This window comes from Acetobacter nitrogenifigens DSM 23921 = NBRC 105050, from assembly GCF_000429165.1.
Taxonomy (GTDB): Bacteria; Pseudomonadota; Alphaproteobacteria; order Acetobacterales; family Acetobacteraceae; genus Acetobacter; species Acetobacter nitrogenifigens.
Genome location: NZ_KE386853.1, coordinates 72,694 through 92,903 on the forward strand (window position 1 = coordinate 72,694; position 20,210 = coordinate 92,903).

12 protein-coding genes, 1 tRNA gene and 1 pseudogene are annotated in these 20,210 nt (G+C 60.5%); 12 read left to right on the plus strand and 2 right to left on the minus strand.

The genetic code is table 11. From position 1 onward, the window contains the following. Positions 1–50 precede the first annotated feature (50 nt). From hpnA to G442_RS0119370, 10 genes and pseudogenes are all read left to right on the plus strand, one after another. Positions 51–1,046, plus strand: a complete 996-nt coding sequence (gene hpnA / locus G442_RS0119325; protein WP_026399255.1) for a hopanoid-associated sugar epimerase — start codon at positions 51–53, stop codon at positions 1,044–1,046. Positions 1,047–1,219: 173 nt separating this feature from the next. After that, entirely contained in the window at positions 1,220–2,392 is a 1,173-nt protein-coding gene (locus G442_RS0119330) for a glycosyltransferase (protein WP_026399256.1), read from the plus strand. 68 nt (positions 2,393–2,460) lie between these two features. Beyond that, positions 2,461–3,381, plus strand: a pseudogene (gene hpnC, locus G442_RS23600) (squalene synthase HpnC); the annotation flags it as partial. Between the two features lie 57 nt (positions 3,382–3,438). Beyond that, positions 3,439–4,344 (plus strand): presqualene diphosphate synthase HpnD, encoded by a 906-nt coding sequence (gene hpnD / locus G442_RS0119340; RefSeq protein ID WP_026399366.1) that lies wholly within the window; start codon positions 3,439–3,441, stop codon positions 4,342–4,344. A 2-nt stretch (positions 4,345–4,346) separates the two neighbouring features. Beyond that, positions 4,347–5,666: a hydroxysqualene dehydroxylase HpnE gene (gene hpnE, locus G442_RS0119345; protein ID WP_026399257.1), complete on the plus strand. Its 1,320-nt coding sequence runs from the start codon at positions 4,347–4,349 to the stop codon at positions 5,664–5,666. A gap of 177 nt (positions 5,667–5,843) precedes the next feature. Continuing rightward, entirely contained in the window at positions 5,844–7,844 is a 2,001-nt protein-coding gene (gene shc, locus G442_RS0119350; RefSeq protein ID WP_051292569.1) for a squalene--hopene cyclase, read from the plus strand. Next, positions 7,834–8,547 (plus strand): phosphorylase family protein, encoded by a 714-nt coding sequence (locus G442_RS0119355; RefSeq protein WP_035376957.1) that lies wholly within the window; start codon positions 7,834–7,836, stop codon positions 8,545–8,547. The genes shc and G442_RS0119355 overlap by 11 nt, the downstream gene beginning before the upstream one ends. Before the next feature lie 292 nt (positions 8,548–8,839). Further along, positions 8,840–11,362, plus strand: a complete 2,523-nt coding sequence (locus tag G442_RS0119360) for a glycosyltransferase family 2 protein (RefSeq protein ID WP_026399260.1) — start codon at positions 8,840–8,842, stop codon at positions 11,360–11,362. Positions 11,363–11,667: 305 nt separating this feature from the next. Further along, the gene (locus G442_RS23605) at positions 11,668–12,909 is read left to right on the plus strand and encodes an acetate/propionate family kinase (RefSeq protein ID WP_035376958.1); all 1,242 of its coding nucleotides are present in this window, start codon (positions 11,668–11,670) and stop codon (positions 12,907–12,909) included. A gap of 66 nt (positions 12,910–12,975) precedes the next feature. After that, entirely contained in the window at positions 12,976–15,342 is a 2,367-nt protein-coding gene (locus tag G442_RS0119370; RefSeq protein ID WP_026399261.1) for a phosphoketolase family protein, read from the plus strand. 330 nt (positions 15,343–15,672) lie between these two features. Here the strand turns inward: G442_RS0119370 and G442_RS0119375 are convergent, their stop codons facing one another. After that, entirely contained in the window at positions 15,673–17,139 is a 1,467-nt protein-coding gene (locus G442_RS0119375; protein ID WP_026399262.1) for a glycosyltransferase family protein, read from the minus strand. Positions 17,140–17,931: 792 nt separating this feature from the next. Further along, positions 17,932–18,005, minus strand: a tRNA-Gln gene (locus tag G442_RS0119380). 180 nt (positions 18,006–18,185) lie between these two features. Between G442_RS0119380 and G442_RS23610 the strand changes: the two genes are divergently transcribed. Both G442_RS23610 and G442_RS0119390 read left to right on the plus strand, forming a co-directional pair. Further along, positions 18,186–19,364 carry a Ppx/GppA phosphatase family protein gene (locus tag G442_RS23610; RefSeq protein ID WP_084440742.1) on the plus strand — a complete coding sequence of 393 codons (1,179 nt, stop codon included), beginning with the start codon at positions 18,186–18,188 and terminating at the stop codon, positions 19,362–19,364. Further along, on the plus strand, positions 19,364–20,185 hold the full coding sequence (locus G442_RS0119390; protein ID WP_084440743.1) for an RlmE family RNA methyltransferase: 822 nt from the start codon (positions 19,364–19,366) through the stop codon (positions 20,183–20,185). The genes G442_RS23610 and G442_RS0119390 overlap by 1 nt, the downstream gene beginning before the upstream one ends. Positions 20,186–20,210 lie beyond the last annotated feature (25 nt).

Sequence of the window (20,210 nt, forward strand, 5' to 3'; positions counted from 1 at the left end):
GCGACCACACGTAAAAACAACCCGCGATAACGCCCGGAGAGAAAGCGCTCATGTCTCACCTAACTCTTGTGACAGGCGCCACGGGGTTCGTTGGCTCCGCCGTCGCCCGTAACCTGCTCGCGCGTGGCCATGATCTGCGCCTGATGGTCCGCGCAGGCGGCGACCGGCGCAATATAGACGGCCTTCAGGCGGAGCTGGTCGAAGGCGATCTCTCCAATCCGGCGTCCTTCGCTCGCGCCGTTGAAGGATGTCGCTATGTCTTCCACGTCGCGGCGGATTATCGTCTGTGGGTGCCTGATCCCGCGCCGATGATGGCGGCCAATGTCGAGGGAACGCGGCTTCTTATGCTGGCGGCGCTTCGAGCCGGGGTCGAGAAAATCGTCTACTGTTCGTCGGTCGCCGCGCTCGGTCTTATCGGCGACGGAACCAGCGCTGACGAGACGACGCCGGTGCATGAGCACGGGGTCGTGGGCCTCTACAAGAAGTCAAAATATCGTGCGGAACAGGAGGTGCTGCGTTTGACGCGCGATCGGGGGCTTCCCGCCGTAATCGTCAATCCGTCGACGCCGGTAGGACCGCGCGACGTCAAGCCGACTCCCACAGGGCAGATGATCCTCGATTGCGCGGCGGGGCGGATGCCCGCTTACGTGGATACGGGCGTCAATATCGTCCATGTCGACGACGTGGCGGAGGGGCACGCGCTCGCGCTTGAGCGAGGCGTGATCGGCGAGAAATACATCCTGGGCGGAGAGAACTACCTTCTTGGCGACCTGTTTCGCTTGGTGTCGGAGATCGCAGGCGTAAAGCCGCCCCGGATCAGCCTGCGGCAGGAGGTTATCTGGCCTGTCGCGGTCGTTTCCGAGTGGCTTTCGCGCCGCTTTGGCGTCGAGCCTCGCGTCACGCGGGAGATGCTGGCGATGTCGCGCAAGAAGATGTTTTTCTCGTCGGACAAGGCGATCCGGGAACTGGGTTACGCACCTCGTCCTGCTCGGGAAGCCGTGGCTGACGCCGTCGCATGGTTCCGGGAGGCCGGAATGCTCGGCTAGAAAATTGGCCTGTAAAATCTTCGCTCCTCGGGTTTTCGCGCTCCGCAGCCGACGACATTCACGGTCGTCTGACCGCGCCGCGCGCGAGTGTTCGCGAAGTCGGGATTCCGGCGGGTCTTTCACATTTTCAGCATCAAACTTTCCCACATAGCCCCTATCAAGGACGAAGTCCGATGGCCACGATACTGGCTGCGGTGTGCGCGCTTGTCTGGATCGCGCTTATTTTCTTTCATGGACGCTTCTGGCAGGCGGGGCCGATCCTCCGGCCGGTTTCTCCCGGCGCGGGGCCGCATGGGGCGCCCCCGGTCGTCGTGGTCGTGCCGGCGCGTGACGAGGCCGAATCCATTCAGGCCAGCGTCGCCTCCCTGTTGAGTCAGGATTATCCAGGCTTCCTGCGCGTCGTGCTGACGGACGATAACAGTGCGGACGGAACAGGCGCTCTGGCCCGCGCTTTGCCTGACCCGGAGGCGCGGCTGAGCGTCGTGGACGGGCGCCCCAGGCCGGACGGCTGGAGCGGCAAGCTCTGGGCCGTGGAGCAGGGCGTGGCGCGCGCGCAGGAAATGCTGCTCGCCGAGAATCTGGCGGCGGACGGGTATGTCCTGCTGACCGACGCCGATATCGAGCACGACCCGACACACCTTGCGACGCTGGTCGCCAAGGCGGAAGCGGACGGCCTCGACATGGTGTCGGAGATGGTCGAACTGAACTGTGAAAGCGCCGCGGAGCGGGCGCTGGTGCCCGCGTTCGTGTATTTTTTCGCGCTGCTCTATCCCTTCGCCCTCGTAAACGATCGACGCAACGCGATGGCGGCGGCGGCGGGCGGCACGATTTTGATCCGGCGCACGGCGCTCGAACGGATTGGCGGAATAGCGGCGTTACGTGGCGCGCTGATCGACGATTGCACGCTGGCCGCGCATGTGAAGCGGTCGGGCGGCGGGCTCTATCTCGGGCATTCGTGTCTCGCCCGTTCGATTCGTCCCTATCCCAACGCGAGCGACGTCTGGCGGATGATCGCCCGCACGGCCTACGTGCAGCTTCGTTACTCGCCCCTGCTGCTGCTCGGGACCGTGTTGGCGATGGTGGTGACGTGGATCGCCCCGATAGGGCTGGCGCTGTTCGCCCATGGCGTGTCGCGTTGGGTCGGGCTGATCGTATGGATCGTGTTGATGGCGTCGTTTCTGCCGACGCTTCGACGTTTCCGCATCTCGTCTCTCTGGGCGCTGGCCCTGCCGTTCGTGTCGGTCTTCTATACGGCTGCAACGATCGGTTCCGCAGTCGATCACCATCGGGGGCGTGGCGTGCGCTGGAAGAACCGCGCCTACACCGAGGCGCGGCATGGTCAGTGATGCGTCAAAAGCGCGTCGCCACGGCTGCGCTGTAGGCAGCGGCGCAGGGAGCGTGTAAAGCACCCGCGATGTCGCACGAGCCCCAAAATTTTGAAAAAGAGAGCAGCGTTGGCGCCGAGCCGGACGATCCGGCCGCTTCCGGCGCGACCGTCGATCCCTGGCGGGCGCCGGACGTGTCGTCGGGGAAGGGCGAAGGCGACGAGAATTTTCCCGTAGGTTCGATCCTGTTTCCGAAGGTTCTTCGGGAGCACGTGCACGCCTATTACAAATTCGCGCGAATCAGCGACGATGTGACTGACAGTTCTCTGCTCTCCCCAGAGGAGAAGGTCGCCCGTCTCGACGCGATGGAGGCGATCCTGCGCGGCGAGGCCGAGGCGCCCGACCGCGCCGACGCCCGATCCTGCGCCACGCTGCGCGTGAGTCTTCTGCGCACCGGCCTGCCGTTCGAGGTCGCTACCGATTTGTTGATCGCGTTCCGACAGGACGCCACGAAAGCTCGCTACGCCACCTTCGAGGAACTGCTGGACTACTGCCGTTACTCGGCGAATCCTGTTGGTCGTTACCTTCTTCTTTTGCATGGCGAACACGAACGGACTTTCCCTGCGTCCGACGCGCTCTGCACATCGCTGCAGATTCTGAACCACCTGCAGGACTGCAAAGAAGATTTGCGGACGCTGAAGCGCAGCTATCTGCCGCTCGATCTTCTGGCGCGACATGGCCTCGACGCAGACGCGGTTCTCGCGGCGCGCATGTCGCCGGAATTGCGCGCGGTGTTCGACACGCTGCTCGACGAGGTGGATGCGCTCAACGAAAAGGCGGCCAGGCTGGTTTCGCTCGTGCACGACCGGCGGATGCGTATGTATTGCGGCGCGGTCGTCAATCTGGCTTTTCGTCTGGCCACGCGACTGCGCGCGGGCGATCCGCTCGCCGAGCGGGTGGCGCCGGGCCGCGCCGATTTCGCCCGCGCCGCTCTTGCCGCCGCTGCCGCCTGTCGCGCAGCGGCGGGCCGAAAGGGTGCCAGGGCCAGCTCCGCCGAAGGGACCGACATGAACGCAGCGAAGATGGCGCAGCCGCTTGGCTGCGGAGTGGGAGACCTCGCGCGGGTTGAAGGCATTGTGCTGCAGGCGGGCACGTCTTTTGCCGCGGGCATGCGCGTGCTTCCGGAAGAGCGACGCTTCGGCATGTACGCGGTCTACGCGTTCTGCCGCATCGTCGACGACATTGCGGACGGCGACGCCGCTCCGTCCCGCCCGGGAGCGGAGGGCGAAGCCGATCGGGTCGCGCAACTCGACGCGTGGAGGGCGCGCGTTGCGCGTCTGTTCGCGGAGCCTGAGGCTGGTGCGGCGGAAGACTCGCTGGACCGCGTGCTGCGCGCCACTATCCGGCGTTTCGATCTGCGGCAGGCCGATTTTGAAGCGATCATCGACGGCATGGCGATGGACGCGTGCGGCCCGGTCGTGGCGCCAGACGAAGCGACCCTCGATCAGTATTGCGACCGTGTAGCGTCGGCCGTCGGCCGTCTGTCCGTCCGCGTGTTCGGAGATACGTCCGAGATGGCGGACAAGGTCGCGTTCCATCTGGGGCGCGCGCTGCAGTTGACCAACATCCTGCGCGACATCGAGGAAGACGCCCGTCTGGGCCGACTTTATCTGCCGCGTGAATTGCTGACCCGCTACGACGTGCCGCTGGAGCCGCGCAAGGCGCTGACGGCTCCGGGGCTCGCGGGCGTCGCGACAGTTCTTGCCGTCCGCGCAGACGATCATTTCCGTCAGGCTTTCGCCGCGATGGCGCAGTGTGACCGTCGCGCCATGATCCCCGCTCGAATGATGGGCGGCTCGTATGCCGCGATTCTCAAGGCGCTGCGTCAGCGGGGGTGGGCGGACATCGCGCGGCCCGTCCGGGTCGGCAAGTTCCGCAAGATCGCCAGCGTGGCGCGCGCGTTCGTCGCCTGACCATGGCGCGTAGAGTTCACATTGTCGGCGGCGGTCTGGCCGGGCTGTCCGCCGCTGTCGAGATTGCGGGCAGCGGGCAGCATGTGATCGTGCACGAGGCCGGTCCCGCATGCGGCGGCCGCGCGAGATCCTACGAGGATCGCAAACTCGGACGACGTATCGACAACGGCAATCATCTGCTGCTGACAGCGAATGAGGCCGTGTTCCGCTACCTCGGGCTCGTCGGCGCGCACGATACGCTGACGGGGCCGGACCGACCGATTTTTCCGTTCGTCGATCTGGCGGAGACTGGGCGGTGGACCCTTGACCTGTCCATGGGACGCATTCCTTGGTGGACGCTCAGCCCCGAACGGCGCGTGCCGGGGATGCGGCTCAGCGAACTGGCCAGCCTCAACCGCCTGATGAAAGCGGGGCGGGAGCAGACGGTTGCCGAATGCCTGTCGCACGGAGCGTTCTCGCGGCGTCTGCTGGAGCCGTTCTCCATCGCGGCCCTGAATACGATGAGCGACGAGGCGAGCGCCGCCCTGCTGGGCTATGTGGTGCGTGAATCGTTGGCGAAGGGGGGGCGGGCCTGCCTGCCGCGTTTTCCAAAAATCGGCCTGTCAGAAAGTCTCGTCGATCCGGCGCTCGCGCATCTCGACGTGCTCAAGGCGGAGGTCAGAACCGGCAATCGCGTCACTGCGATTGACGTTGCCGATGGACGCGTGACCGCACTGCGTTTTCCAGATGATGTCATCGATGTCGGGGATGACGACGCGGTCATCCTCGCTGTTCCGGCTCAAGTGGCGTCTTCGCTGCTGCGCGACGTCGTGCCGGATTTCGACGCGCCGGACCGGTTCGAAAGCATTCTGAACGCGCATTTCCGACTGGACAGGTCTCCGGTAGCTCTGGGCTCGCTCGGCGAAGCCGGTTTCATCGGCGTGATCGGCGCGGTTACGGAGTGGGTGTTCCTCAAGAACGATATCGTGTCGGTGACGGTCAGCGCCGCCAACCGATACGCCGACCGGGATCCGGAGGAACTGACCGCAGTCATCTGGAACGAGGTGCGGCGCGCGTTGGACGCCATGCTCGAGATGCCGTTGCCGCTTCAGCCCGCCGGAACGCGTCTGGTCTGGGAGAAGCGCGCGACGTTCGCGGCGACGCCGGATCAACTGCGTCGCAGGCCCGAAGCGCGGACCTCTCTTGCAAATCTTGCGCTGGCCGGAGACTGGACGGCGACGCAATTGCCCGCCACGATTGACGGCGCCATTCGTTCCGGCGTCGCGGCAGTCAAGGCTCTTGGCCTGCGCGGGCCATATTCGGAGAGCAGCGCGAGGCGCTGATCGGTTCGGGTTTTACAGTCGTGCGTCGGCGCTGTTTCGCCCGCGCTGCGAGGGAATACGGGACGGCCCATGTGGCCGCCCGGAGGATTGATGTCCGGCGTCGAGCATCCCGTCCGTGAGCCCTGTCGGGCGACGCGTGCGGGGGCAGTCGGATTCGAGGAGGGATGACTACAGATCATGTTGGACGTCACGGATTCCGCTACCGATACACTGCCGACGGGCGTCGCGACGCCCGTCGCTCCGGTGTTGGACCCCGGTGAACTCGACCGACTGGTCAGGAACGCGCACGCCGCTCTCTCCAGCCGGCAGCGTGACGATGGCCACTGGGTGTTCGAGCTTGAATCGGATGCGACAATCCCGGCCGAATACGTGCTGCTGGAACACTTCCTTGATCGTATCGACGACGAACTTGAACAGAAAGTGGGCGTCTACCTGCGTCGTATTCAGGGCGTGCATGGCGGTTGGCCGCTTTATCACGATGGCGACTTCAACATTTCCGCCACTGTGAAGGCGTACTTCGCGCTGAAATGTATTGGCGACGACATCGACGCGCCGCATATGCGGCGCGCACGAGAAGCTATCCTTGCTAACGGCGGGGCGGAGCGCACCAACGTGTTTACGCGCTTTCAGCTCGCGCTTTTCGGGGAAGTGCCATGGCGTGCGATGCCGGTCATGCCGGTCGAACTGATGCTGCTGCCCCGTTCGGCGTTCTTTTCCGTGTGGAACATGTCGTACTGGTCGCGCACGGTCATCGCGCCGTTGCTGGTGCTCGCCGCGCTGAAGCCGGTGGCGCTCAATCCTCGCAGCGTGCATGTGCGAGAGCTTTTCGTGACCCCGCCCGAAAAGGTGAAGGACTGGATACGTGGGCCCTATCGCTCGACGTGGGGCAGGGCGTTCACCATGCTCGACAAGGTGCTGCGCCCGGCGACGAAGCTGATTCCGGCTTCGACCCATCGGCGTGCGCTCGATGCGGCAGTGCGGTTTATCGAGCCGCGTCTGAACGGACGTGACGGACTGGGCGCGATTTATCCGGCCATGGCGAATTCCGTGATGATGTACCGAGCGCTGGGCGTGCCCGACAGCGACCCGCGCGCCAGCACCGCCTGGGAATCCGTCCGGGCGCTGGCGATCGATCATGGCGACGAGATTTACTTTCAGCCCTGCGTTTCCCCGATCTGGGACACAGGGCTGGCCGGTCATGCGCTGATTGAGGCTGCGTCTGGTCAACAGGGCGTGGAGCCGGAGAAGACGAAGGCGGATCTCTCCAGGGCGGGAGAGTGGCTGCGGTCCAAGCAGATTCTCGACGTGAAGGGCGACTGGGCGATCAACCGTCCCGATTTGCCGCCCGGCGGCTGGGCGTTCCAGTACGGCAACGACTACTACCCGGACGTCGACGATACGGCGGTCGTCGGCATGCTGCTGCACCGAGAAGGCGACCCGGCGAGCGCCGAGGCGATCGAGCGCGCGCGCCAGTGGATCATCGGCATGCAGAGCAGCAACGGCGGCTGGGGCGCGTTCGACGTCGACAACAACAAGGAACTGCTGAACCATATTCCGTTTTCGGATCATGGAGCGTTGCTTGATCCGCCGACGGTCGATGTGGCGGCGCGCTGCATCTCTTTCTTGGCGCAGCTCAAAAACCCCGAAGACAGGCCCGTCATCGAACGTGGGCTGGAATATCTGCGTCGGGAGCAGGAAAAGGACGGCTCCTGGTTCGGGCGCTGGGGCACGAACTATATTTACGGCACATGGTCGGCCCTGTGCGCCTTCAACATAGCTGGCGTCTCGCACGACGATCCGGCGGTGGCGCGCGCGGTGGAGTGGCTGCGCTCCGTTCAGCGTCCGGATGGCGGCTGGGGCGAGGGGTGTGAGAGTTACGAAGACGGCCCGCGCGGCGCGTACAAGGAGAGCCTTCCGTCGCAGACGGCCTGGGCGGTTTTGGGGCTGATGGCGGTCGGCCGAAGGGATGATCCTGCGACGGCGCGCGGCGTGGCGTGGCTGGCCAGCCATCAGGACGCAAATGGCGAATGGCGGGAGCAGCCGTATAACGCCGTCGGCTTCCCGCGCGTGTTCTACCTCCGTTACCATGGTTACAGGATGTTCTTCCCTCTTCTGGCGCTGTCGCGTTATCGCAACCTGGAAAACAGCAACTCACGGCAGGTCGCCTTTGGCTTCTGACGCCACGCCTGGCGGCTCGCTCGCCGCGATCGACGGGAATGTCGGGTTCCTTGTCGGCCTGAAAGCCGAAGCGGCCCTGTTGCGTCAGTTTTTTCCCGACGCGCCGATTGCGATCAGCGGCGCTACGCCGGACGGAGCGCGACGAGGGGTCGACAGGCTGGTCGCCGTGGGGGCGTCGGGGTTGGTGTCTTTTGGGCTCGCGGCCGGACTCGATCCTGCGCTGGCGCCCGGAAGCATTGTCATTCCCGACGCAGTTGCCGTGGACGGGCGGGTTGTTCCGTGTGACCCGAGGCTGAGACGCGCACTCGGGGCGAAGGATGGCGTGACTGTGGGCGGAGCCCTGCTGCACAGTGATACGGTCGTTCTGACGGCGGAAGATAAGCAACGCCTGGGTCTTGAAAGCGGCTGTTGCGCTCTGGATATGGAAAGCGGTTTTGTCGCGCAGCGAGCGCGTGAGGCGCGTCTGCCGTTCGCCGTGTTGCGGGCGATCTGCGATTCCGCATCGCGCACGCTCCCGCCCGCGACGGCGTTCGCCCTCAGCCCCGAAGGAGGGGTGAAGGTTGGTGCGCTTTTGCAATCTCTGGCGCAGAAGCCGACGCAGATCGGTGGGCTCATAGCGATTGGTCTCGACGCGGGTCGAGCACGCAAGGCGATGGCGCATTTCCTGAAAATTAACCGGCCGCCCGTAATATCCTCGCGTTAAGTGTTGTGTAGCGTTTGGGGCGGCGCATTGTTGTCTGAGTGCCAGGGATGCGGCAGGATATGCTGTGAATTGAGCTGATCGGTTCCACCGGCGGCGAGGAGAGCGCTCCAGCACAAAAGAAGCGCTCGCCGCACGAGCGGACCAGGATTTTGTAATCGGAAGCGGTGAGCGCCACCCGCCTGCTCTCTAATTTTCGTAAGTTTTTTTACACGCCGGGTTTGAACGCTTCGAGGTCATTCACCTCGTCCGGGCGGCAATGCTCCGGTGGCAATGTTGACGACGAGGATATTCGATGAATGCTCCCCTGGCGGCGACACCACGTGTCGCTCAATTCGCCGGTTACTTCGATAGTCTCGACGGGCGCGAATTGAGGGGGTGGGCGTGCAATCTTACGTCGCCACGCGAGCCTGTAAAACTGCACGTTCTGCTCGATGAGCAGGAAATAGGCACGGTCATCTGCGACCAGCTTCGTCAGGATGTTCAGGCCAGTATCGGCGTCATGACGCCGCGCCTGGGATTCGCGTTCACCTTGCCGGACTCTGTGGTCGACGGTCTCGAGCACCGGCTTGGCCTGCGTTTTCCTGATCGGTCGATCGTTCCGTCCCTGGCGGCGAATGACGGGCAGATACGGCACGAAGATATCGTTTTCATGCTCGCGCCACGGTTCAGGTTCGACTCGTTTGTTGATGGTTTCCGTGCCGGCGCACTGCGCGGCTGGGTTCAGCGCGTCGATCCTGCCTCCGGGGCGCGGCTAGGGGCGTGCGACGTGGCGATCCATATCGATGGAGCGCCGTTTAAGCAGGTCAGGGCGGATCGGTTCCGTGGCGATGTCGCTGCGGCTATCGGCGGCGATCCAAATTGCGGGTTTGAGGTCGCGATTCCACGCAACCAGCGGCGCGCCGGGGCGCATCGCTTCAGCTTCCACGTCATTCCTGAAAATGTCGAATTGAGCGGGAGCCCGGTCGTAACCAGCGTGGTCGATGACCAACTGGAGGCACGGCTGCTTTTGTTGGGCGAAACCGTCGATCGTTTGCATCGCGAGATATCGGCGTTACGTACCCAGATTGCGGATCTTACGCCGAAGGCGCGTCATACGCTTGGTGACTATGACGTCTGGGCGCGTGAGTATTTCGATTCGCTGCGCGCTCGCGTCGCGGAGCGTCGCGCGGCGTCTGGAGGCGGAGCTGACGGGCAGCCGTTGGTCAGCGTGATCTGTCCCACCTACAAGCCCGATATGGAGCACTTCATCGCGGCCGTAGAATCCGTGATCGCCCAGACCTGGACCAACTGGGAACTGATCGTTGTCGACGATGGCGGCAAGTCTCTTGAAGTCGCCGCGCGGCTGGCGGAATATTGTCGCGCCGACCCTCGCATAAAATTGCTGCGCCTGCGCAAGAATGTCGGCATTGCCGGAGCCACGAACGCCGGGATAGCTGCGGCGAAAGGAAAATGGATCGCGTTCTTCGATCACGACGATCTGCTCGTGGATGTCGCGCTTGAGAGAATGTTCCAGGCGGCTCATGGGCTTGAGGCAAAAATTATCTATTCTGATGAAGACAAGATAGATGATGCGGGCGTGTTTCAGGAACCGAATTTCAAGCCTGATTTTGATTATCGCTACCTTCTGGGGTGCAATTACATTTGTCATTTGACTCTTGTGAGGGCCGATGTTTTGCGGGAGGCAGGCGATCTGCGCGCGCAATATGACGGCGCACAGGATCACGACCTCATGCTTCGGTTGACGGAAATCGTCCCGCGGGATGAGATTCTTCACGTTCCTGAAGTTCTTTATCACTGGCGCAAGACGCCGAATTCGACCGCAACGACGGTCGCCAACAAGCAATATGCGGTCAAGGCGGGCGTGCAGGCGGTCGCTGATCATCTGAAAAGAGTTGGTCACACGGCGGAGGTGAAAGCTCTCAATGACATCACGATTTATGATGTAAGGTGGTCCTTGCAGCGAACGCCGGACGTGACGATCATCATCCCGTTTAAGGACCAGATTGATACGACGCGCGAATGCGTCGCGCGATTGCTTGAGAACACCGATTACAAGCATTTCAATATCGTGCTGGTCGATAATTGGTCCGCAACACAAGAAGCTGCGGACTTTTGTCAAGAAATCGTCCGCGACAAGCGCGTCAGCGTGATGCCAGTGCGGGAGGAATTCAATTATTCTCGCCTGAACAATCTGGCGGCTGCTAAAAGCCAGTCCGAATTTTTCTTTTTCATGAACAACGATCTGTTCATGCATGATCCGCAATGGTTGCAGATTGTGCTCTCGGAAGCTCTGGCTGCCGATGATATCGGCGCTGTCGGTGGTAAATTCCTATACCCAAGCGGCGCAGTGCAACATGTCGGCGTCGCCGTCGGGCCTAACGGGGTGGCGACGCATGTGCATCGCGGCCTTCCGGGAAACGATTACGGGTATATCGGCCGTGCAGTGTTGTCGCATGAAACGACGGCAGTTACGGCGGCCGGAATGCTCGTGCGGGCTGAGGCGTTCCGCGAGGTCGATGGATTCGACGAAGTGAATCTGAAGGTCGCGTATAACGACGTCGATTTTTGCCTCAAGCTGCGGGACGCCGGTTGGCGGATTATCCAGTGCAACGATTTCGTGGCGGTGCACCACGAAGGATTGTCGCGTGGCAGCGATGACCGGCCGGAACATGAGGCGCGTTTCCAGGAGGAAACACGACACATGCATGTGAAGTGGGGCGATAATCCGTTGTATCTTCGCGACCCAGCCTATTCGCCCCATTTCCGCCTTGAACAGAGCTACTACGACCTTGCTCGGCCAGGCGGCGCGGATTGATCTCGATCATGTTACGCAGGATTCGGTTGGCATAAGCTGACCGCGATAGGGTAGACTGTTTTCGCTTGGCGTTCCTTCATTGGTGTTAGTCTGGATTGTTGGCGTCTGGCGTCAACGCCTGGTGCGCCTCAGCAGGGCGTTAGTTTGACCACCACGCTCCAGACGGACGCGTTTCGCGAATATCCCCGTTCGCTCAAATGACGTTACTTCCTTCGGCGGCATCTTTTCTAAAGGGACCGGTCTGGGCCGGGGAGCTCCCCGAGTGACGTTTTTCAGCCAACGAAGACACGGCGAGGGAGAGAAACATGGCCGAAGCCGTTGTCGCTCTGAACGCCGGCTCATCGAATCTCAAATTCAGTGTCTATCCTGGTGGACAAAGTAGCGACCGCGCCTCTGAGGCCGCGTTCATGAGTGGGGCCGTCGAAGTTGACGGAAAGCGCGTTCGGCTGCGCGCAACAGGAAGCCGGGGAGAGACGCTTGCAGACGAGGCGCTGGGTGGGGAGTTAGATGGCGACCCCTCTCCGTCCGGTTGCTTCTCGGCGCAGACGTTAACGTCCCTCATTCACTGGATAGAGGCTCGCCTTGATGACGTTCGTCTGGTCGCAGCCGGGCATCGTATCGTGCATGGAGGCAGCCGATATGTCGAACCGGTTCGCATAACACCCCAGATTCTGAAAGATCTGGAGGCGCTGACGCCATTCGATCCGCTGCATCAGCCGGCATCTCTGGCGCCTGTGCGCGTATTGGCGCATGAGCGGCCGAGAATTCCGCAAATCGCCTGTTTTGATACAAGCTTTCACAGTGGTATGCCTGATGTGGCGACCCGTTTTGCGCTTCCCCGCCGCTACAGAGACGCGGGGGTCCGGCGTTACGGATTTCATGGCCTTTCCTACGCTTATATCGCTCAACGTCTGCCGCAGATTGCACCCGACGTCGCGGAGGGCAGGGTGATCGTAGCGCATCTGGGCAGCGGCGCGAGTCTGTGCGCTATGCGAGAACGAAGGAGCGTGGAGACCACTATGGGGTTTTCTTCGCTCGACGGCCTGATGATGGGCACGCGAACAGGGCTCATAGACCCGGGCGCACTCCTTTATATGCTCGGAACTGAACAGCGCAGCTACGAAGACCTCGTCGATATCCTGTACCATCAGTCTGGTCTGCTCGGCGTTTCTGGTCTTTCGGCGGACATGCGCGCGTTACGGGCTGCGCAGGACTGCGAGCCGGCGCGGCAGGCGCTCGATCTTTTCGCCTACAGGATCGTGCAGGAAATCGGCGCATTGACGGCGACGCTTGGCGGTCTTGACGCGCTGGTGTTCACTGCGGGCGTTGGAGAACATGATGTCGAGCTTCGTCAGGACGTCTGTCAGGCTCTGAACTGGCTCGGGGTCAAGCTCGACGACGCAGCGAACCGTGCGGGGAGGGGCGTCATCACGACTTCGGACAGTCGCGTCCGTGTTCTGGTGGAGCCGACTGATGAAGATGTCATGATCTTGCGCGCCGTGCGAGACCGTCTTCGTGACGGAGACCCGGTCGGCGCGGACCATTGAAGAAAACAATCGAATCCGGCGCATTAAATCGCGACCGACGATAAAATGAATTCATAGGAGTCGACGATGACAGAGACGCCGAAGACGCCGTTGAGCCGACAGGAACTCGATGTATTCGAAAGATGGTGGCGCGCCGCCAATTATCTGTCCGTCGGACAAATCTATCTTATGGCGAACCCGCTGCTTCGCGAGCGGCTGACGCTGGAACATACGAAACCGCGCCTGCTCGGGCATTGGGGAACCACTCCAGGGTTAAACTTTCTTTGGCTGCATCTAAGCAGAATCATACGGGAACAAAACCGGGATATTCTTTTCGTCGCAGGCCCCGGACATGGCGCGCCGGGCGTCGTAGCCAGTACCTATATGGAAGGCACGTATTCGGAATATTTCCCGGAGGTGACGCGGGACGAGGCGGGCATAGGTCGGCTGTTCAAGCAATTCTCGTTTCCGGGCGGCATCCCCAGCCACGCAGCCGCCACCACGCCGGGTTCAATCCATGAGGGTGGAGAACTGGGATACTCGTTGTCTCACGCTTATGGCGCGGCTTTCGATCATCCTGACCTTGTGGTCGCCTGCGTGATCGGAGACGGGGAGGCTGAAACCGGGCCGCTAGCGGCGTCCTGGCACTCCAACAAATTTCTCAACCCGACGCGCGATGGCGCCGTCCTGCCGATTCTTCATCTCAATGGCTACAAGATCGCGAATCCTACGGTTCTGGCGCGTATTCCGAAAAACGAGCTTGAGGCCTTGCTGCGTGGATACGGCCACGCCCCGATTTTCGTCGAAGGCGACGATCCTGAAACCATGCATCAGGCTATGGCGACGGCGATGGATCAGGCTTTCGCCGCCATTAGCGAGATCCAGAACGCAACCCGTGCCGGGGACGCTCCGTCTCGTCCGTGTTGGCCGATGATCGTTCTCCGTAGTCCGAAGGGCTGGACCGGACCGAAGACAGTCGACGGCCTGAAGACGGAAGGATTTTGGCGCGCACATCAGGTTCCTGTTGCGGATCTGGCCAAAGGCGATCACCTCGCGGTGCTCGACGACTGGCTGCGTTCCTACAAGCCTGAGGAACTGTTCGACGAGCAGGGCGGGCTGTGCGCGGATATCGCAGCACTCGCGCCAAAAGGCGAAAAGCGGATGAGCGCGTCGCCTTACGCCAACGGCGGCCTGTTGCGGCGACCTCTGCGCCTCCCAGACTACGCAATGCACGCGGTAGCTGTCAGCGGGCCGGGACAGGCGACGGCGGAGGCGACGCGCATTCTTGGCGGCTGGCTGCGAGACGTCATGGCGGCCAATCGGGACCAGGCCAATTTTCGCGTGTTGTCGCCGGATGAAAACAATTCGAACCGGTTGAACGCGGTGCTGGAGGTGACTGATCGCGCGTGGGAGGCGGTGCGATACGACTACGATGATCACCTGGCGCCCGATGGACGGGTCATGGAAATCCTGAGCGAGCACACTTGCCAGGGATGGCTTGAGGGCTACTTGTTGACCGGACGGCATGGTTTTTTTTCGTGCTACGAAGCGTTCATCCACATCGTTGATTCGATGGTGAACCAGCACGCGAAATGGCTGAAGACGTCTCGCGAGGTTCCGTGGCGGCAAACGATCTCTTCATTGAATTACCTGATCACCTCGCATGTCTGGCGACAGGATCACAATGGATTCAGTCATCAGGACCCGGGATTCCTGAACCACATCGCTACAAAAAAAGCGGATATCGCGCGCATATATCTGCCGCCTGACGCCAATACGTTGTTGCATGTCGCCGATCACTGTCTTCGCACTCGTGACGTCATCAACGTCATTGTCGCCGGAAAACAACCGGATTTGCAGTGGCTGGATATGGACGCAGCCATCAGCCATTGCAGCAAGGGTTTAGGCATATGGGAATGGGCGAGCAATGATCGCGGCGAGGAGCCGGATGCGGTGATCGCCTGCGCGGGCGACGTTCCGACGCTTGAGGCGCTGGCCGCGGTGAAAATCCTGCGTGAACAGATGCCTGATCTGAAGCTGCGTTTTGTCAATGTCGTGGATCTGATGGCGTTGCAGTCCCCGGAGCAGCATCCTCACGGACTTCCTGGAGAGACATTTGATGCACTGTTCACACTCGATAAGCCTGTGATTTTCGCCTTTCACGGCTATCCGTCTCTCATTCACACGCTGATCTACAAGCGTGCCAACGCCTCCAATTTTCATGTCCATGGGTATCGAGAGGAAGGCACTACAACCACTCCGTTCGATATGACGGTTCTCAATCATCTGGACAGATTTCATCTGGTCTCGAACATTGTAAGACGTGTGCCACGTTTTGCGGCGCGCACGGCTTACGTTGAGCAGTCGGTCAGGGATAAGCTGGTGCAGCACACGCGGTACGTGCGCGAGCACGGCAAGGATATGCCAGAGATCAGCGAATGGCGGTGGGAGTGATCCTGTAGGAAATACTCGGATCGAGTGAACCCATTCGGTCCGACTATGCCGGCCCGGACAGAGAGTTCTGTCCGTGAGCTCGACACACTTCACTCTGGTAAGTCAACGCAATCGTGTCGGCTAATGCACGGTGCGCCATGACTATCCAGATGCTGACGGTCATGGCCGCACTTGCCGGGCATATTCTCGATTTGCTTGTGGGGCGTCCCCTCCGCCCCGGATTGTCGAGGTCGTTCCAGCCATGCATGCCGCGAGAGATTATGCGGTGGACATTGACGAAAAACTTTCTCTGCGAGGGGCCTTTCGATCAGGGGCGTGGCCTAAATCCAACTATATGTGAGGCGATTCGAGCGTTTTTAGTTTTCGTGAAAACTGATCATAATCTGAAGTATTTTCGCAAGATTTTCCAGTTTTGTAGAGGCAAAACTGATCGTGGCACGAAACGATCTCGAAGTCTGGTTCAAATATGGAAATTGTTTTCTTTCCTATAAGATAATCATAGCGGCTTGCGTTGACGGCAACTTCCGCCGGTGTAGTGAAAAGATAAAGCGCCTTTCCCGAGCGCATATAGCTGTACCCGCCAAAAGCGCCCCAGGTCTTGTCGGAGTCGAGTATGGCAAGCCCGCACATGTCTTTCTTTTTGTTAGCTAAAATTTGCAATTTTACTGGATCGCTTTTTTCTTTCAGGTGAGGCGCAAATGTGGAGATAAAAACTGAGACGCAAATCAAAACTTCGGCGACGATCGCTCGCCGCAGGACCTCACTTCCCTTGACGCGAAGCATATGCGCCAGGGACGTGGAGGCGCAAAGTATGAGCAATGGCGTCGCCGGGTATATGAATGATATTTCCTTGTGAGGAATAGTTGAGTGGTAAAAAATAAGGAATATCGCAGAGAGCAGTGGCGACCGCGCCGCCGCTGGCGTTCTTGAAATGAGAAAACACACGGGAACGGTGGCCGCTCCCCAGTAAGTTGTGATTTTATAAAGATAAAAAAATGGACTTCTGCATCCAAAAGTGTCGGCTACTCCCATAACGCTGTTGACGTAGTAATTATGGAAGACGGATTGAAAAGGGTAGGAGAGTGTCAATCCATCCACCAGACCGAGCAACGCGATTGGAGGAAGGAACCCCGACACAAGAGGAAAGAAGCTGCGCCGTAAACCGAGTTGCCATGTCGTAAGAGCAATTGCGAATAGCGCAGCAGGACCGAACTGAAATCGCACAGCGGTTGCAGTCCCGAGCAGCATGGACGATGTCGCCAGCAGGATAAAAACTCTTCGGCGGGATGCGTCTTTATAAAAAACAGCTGTTATGTTGGCGAGTATGACGCCGGTTGCGAGAAAATTTCCGCCGAGTGTTTCTCCAAGCGTTCGGAAACTGGCGCACGCGATGTCGGGCCATAATGCTCCGGCAACGCCGCATATCCAGAGCCCTCTTTGCTTATCCTGAAGCCACCCGTGCAGTAAAAACACTGCGGCGACCATAAGAGAGGCGATGGAAAATAGTATTCGCACGATTAGCGGAGATCGTGCGACGCCAAGCGCGTCTTCGACTTCTATGATTTTGGAGATGGCGCCAGGGACAAGCCAGGAGCGTATGCCTTCGCGCCAATCCCACGTCGTCACGGCGTGGTGTCCGGCGCGCCGAAGCGCTGGCTCCAGATACTGGAAAATCTCATCCGCTCTTGCGCCGCCTGGGTAGAGAATGGCTAGCAATATCCGGATCATCAATGCGCTTGCGAGCAGGGTCAATGATATAGGCAGCGAACGGATGTCAGAACGCCCGACACGAAACATATTTGTGCTTTCACAAGGCAAAAGATTAGAAAAAATATCTTTGGAATCTTGAGATTTAGTAAATTGCTTTATCTAAACAGAAAAATGACAACATTCTGTCCGAAACATTAAAATTGTAACTAAGTGAAATATATATTTTTTAATGTATATTTTTATTTCCCCCGTACATTTCATGAATATTTTTGTATTTACCTGATAAAAAATAATGCCTGAGGAAGCGATTACGGCCATTCGATGTATGGGTGTGCGTGGTCGGCGGTATGACGATTTTTGAAAATACACACTTGAATCCCTGACGGGTCTACTCGAGTGCGTCGCACCTCTCCCCAGGGCTGCCGCAATGTGTCCCTTTTGGAATGCCTATAACGCCGAAAGGGAAGTGGCGATTGCAGCGCAAACGTGGCTGCCGGGTCGATTAACCGCAGGACGAAAGCTCCAGCCGTGCGGATCGCCGCTCCGATGATGGCACGACTGATCGTTAAACGGATGCTTTGGGCTCGTTCCAATTCATGAATTGGTCTGAAGTAACGTGCGCCTGTGCGCCGCTCGTTTTCCGTCGTCATCACCGCACGGCGCGGCGCTACTGTAAAGTTTTTGGTGTATTATGTATCTGGTGCCGGGGGCCGAAATCGCTGCGACTAAGAGTTGTTTTCAATATAGGTCGCCCCGGTGCGTGCGCCGATGAGCATGACACAGTCGGTTCATAGCAGACAGCCCGCGCTGCGTTTTGGGTGACTGCATGATCGCCATAGTTACGATCAAAGCTCACGTTACTTTAGATAAGGAAATTTTTGGCTGGGGGACCTGGATTCGAACCAGGGCTGACCGGGTCAGAGCCGGTAGTTCTACCGCTAAACTATCCCCCAAGCGGGTCAAACATTAGGGCGCTCAAGGCTCCCCGTTCGACGAGGAGGCTCGTAGCACCCCAAAATCTATTCCGCAACCCCCGACTATGTGCGTTTGTAAGAGAGCGGAAATTTTCCCTTGCGGAGCATCTTCGTTTCTTGAAATATTATTTTAGATTACGTCGTTCAGAGGACCAGGCGATGGAGCAGTCCGACGCCAGGCTCCATAGCCAGGCGCCAGTTTCAGAATTTCCCCGCGGGCGCGCCGAAAGCCGTCATTGTTCGGGTCGGCGCGAGGACGGCACGACCGAGGGCGTGTTCGCTGCTATCGATCTGGGGACTAATAACTGCCGACTTATGATCGCAGCCCGGACCAACGCTGGCTTCAGCGTGCTCGACAGTTACAGCCGCATGGTTCGGCTCGGTGAGGGGCTCCAGAAGTCGGGCGAATTGACCGAGGAGGCGATGGGCCGCACGGTCGAGGCCGTGCGCGCCTGCGCGGTGCGCATCGAGAAACGACGTCCCGCCCTGGTTCGCGCCGTAGCGACGGAGGCATGCAGGCGCGCCACCAATGGCCGTGCTTTCATCGACAGGATCAGGCGCGAAACCGGCGTTGTGATCGATATCATATCGAGCCGCGAGGAAGCCGCACTTGCGGTCGAAAGCTGCGCGAGCCTTTTGTTGCAGGCTAGGGGCGGGCAGGGTGAGATAGCCGTTGTGCCTGCCGCCAATCGCGGCCTGTTACTGGATATCGGCGGGGGCTCGACGGAGATCGCCTGGGTCCGTCTCGACCCCGAACGCCGGACCCACGAGGTGATCGGTTACGTCAGCATCCCCGCTGGCGTGATCACCCTGTCCGAAAAATTTTCCCGCCGCCGGCCCGGCGTCTATCGGGCGATGGTTTCATATGTGCGGAAATATCTGGAAAATTTTGAGGCGGTACATCGCATTCGCGGCGAGTTGCAGCGTGGCAACGTTAGAATGGTCGGCACAAGCGGTACGGTGACGACGCTGGCTTGCCTCGATCTCGATTTGGCGCGCTATACGCGCTGGGCTGTTGATGGGCATTACCTCGATCGTCAGGCTTCGCAGAAAGCGATTTCTCGTCTGCATCGGATGGGGATATCAGGCATGCGGGCGCATCCATGCATTGGCCCCGAACGGGCGGCCTATGTCATGCCGGGTTGCGCTATCTTTGACGCAGTTCAATCGATGTGGCCTGGCGGCGTCATCGTCGCTGATCGCGGTCTGCGGGACGGCATGCTAATACGCATGATGAAGGGGGCGGCCCAGGCGACCATACGTCGGAACGGCCCCGATCGCGCCACGCCGGCTGACGTGAGCGCCACCTCTGGCAGGGAAACGTTGTTTTCGATCTGATGTCCAAATCTTCTTCTGATGGCGAAACGCCCACCGACCGCAACCCCGGTCGAAAAAGCGATGTTCGCAAGGCCGCTCAGGCGCGTGTGCCGGGCCGGGGGCAGACGCGCAAGGCTGCGCCGGGCGCGCGCGACGGCGCCGCCGATGGCGCTGCCCCGACCAGCCTGCGCACGAAATCGGTGTCGCTCAAGAAAACCCGAGGCAAGACGACGGCCCAGCAGCGTTGGCTGGCGCGTCAGCTCAACGACCCGTACGTGCAGGCCGCACAGAAACAGGGATGGCGGTCGCGCGCGGCGTTCAAGCTGATCGAACTTGACGATCGTTTTCACCTGATCAAGCCGGGGCAACGCGTGCTCGACCTTGGCGCGGCGCCTGGTGGATGGACGCAGGTAGCTGTCAAACGCGGCGCCGCGCGGGTCGTCGGCGTCGATCTTCTCCCTGTCGAGCCGGTGGCCGGGGCGGAGATCGTCGAGGGCGATTTTACCGATCCGGACCTGCCCGCTCGTCTGATCGAGATGCTGGGCGGCAAGCCGAATGTCGTGCTCTCGGACATGGCGCCGAATACGACCGGCCATGCGCCGACGGACCATCTACGGATTATTGGGCTGGCCGAAAGCGCGCTGGATTTTGCGATCGAGGTGCTCGCGGATGGCGGTTCGTTCGTCGCGAAGGTGTTTCAGGGTGGTTCCGAAAAGCAGATGCTGGAGCCGATGAAGAAGTTGTTCGAGTCAGTGCGCCATGCGAAGCCCCCAGCCAGTCGCAAAGATTCGAGCGAGCTTTATGTGGTCGCGACCGGGTTCAGGCCGAACCGGGGCGCCTGAAGCGCCACCCGGCGATCGCGGCAGA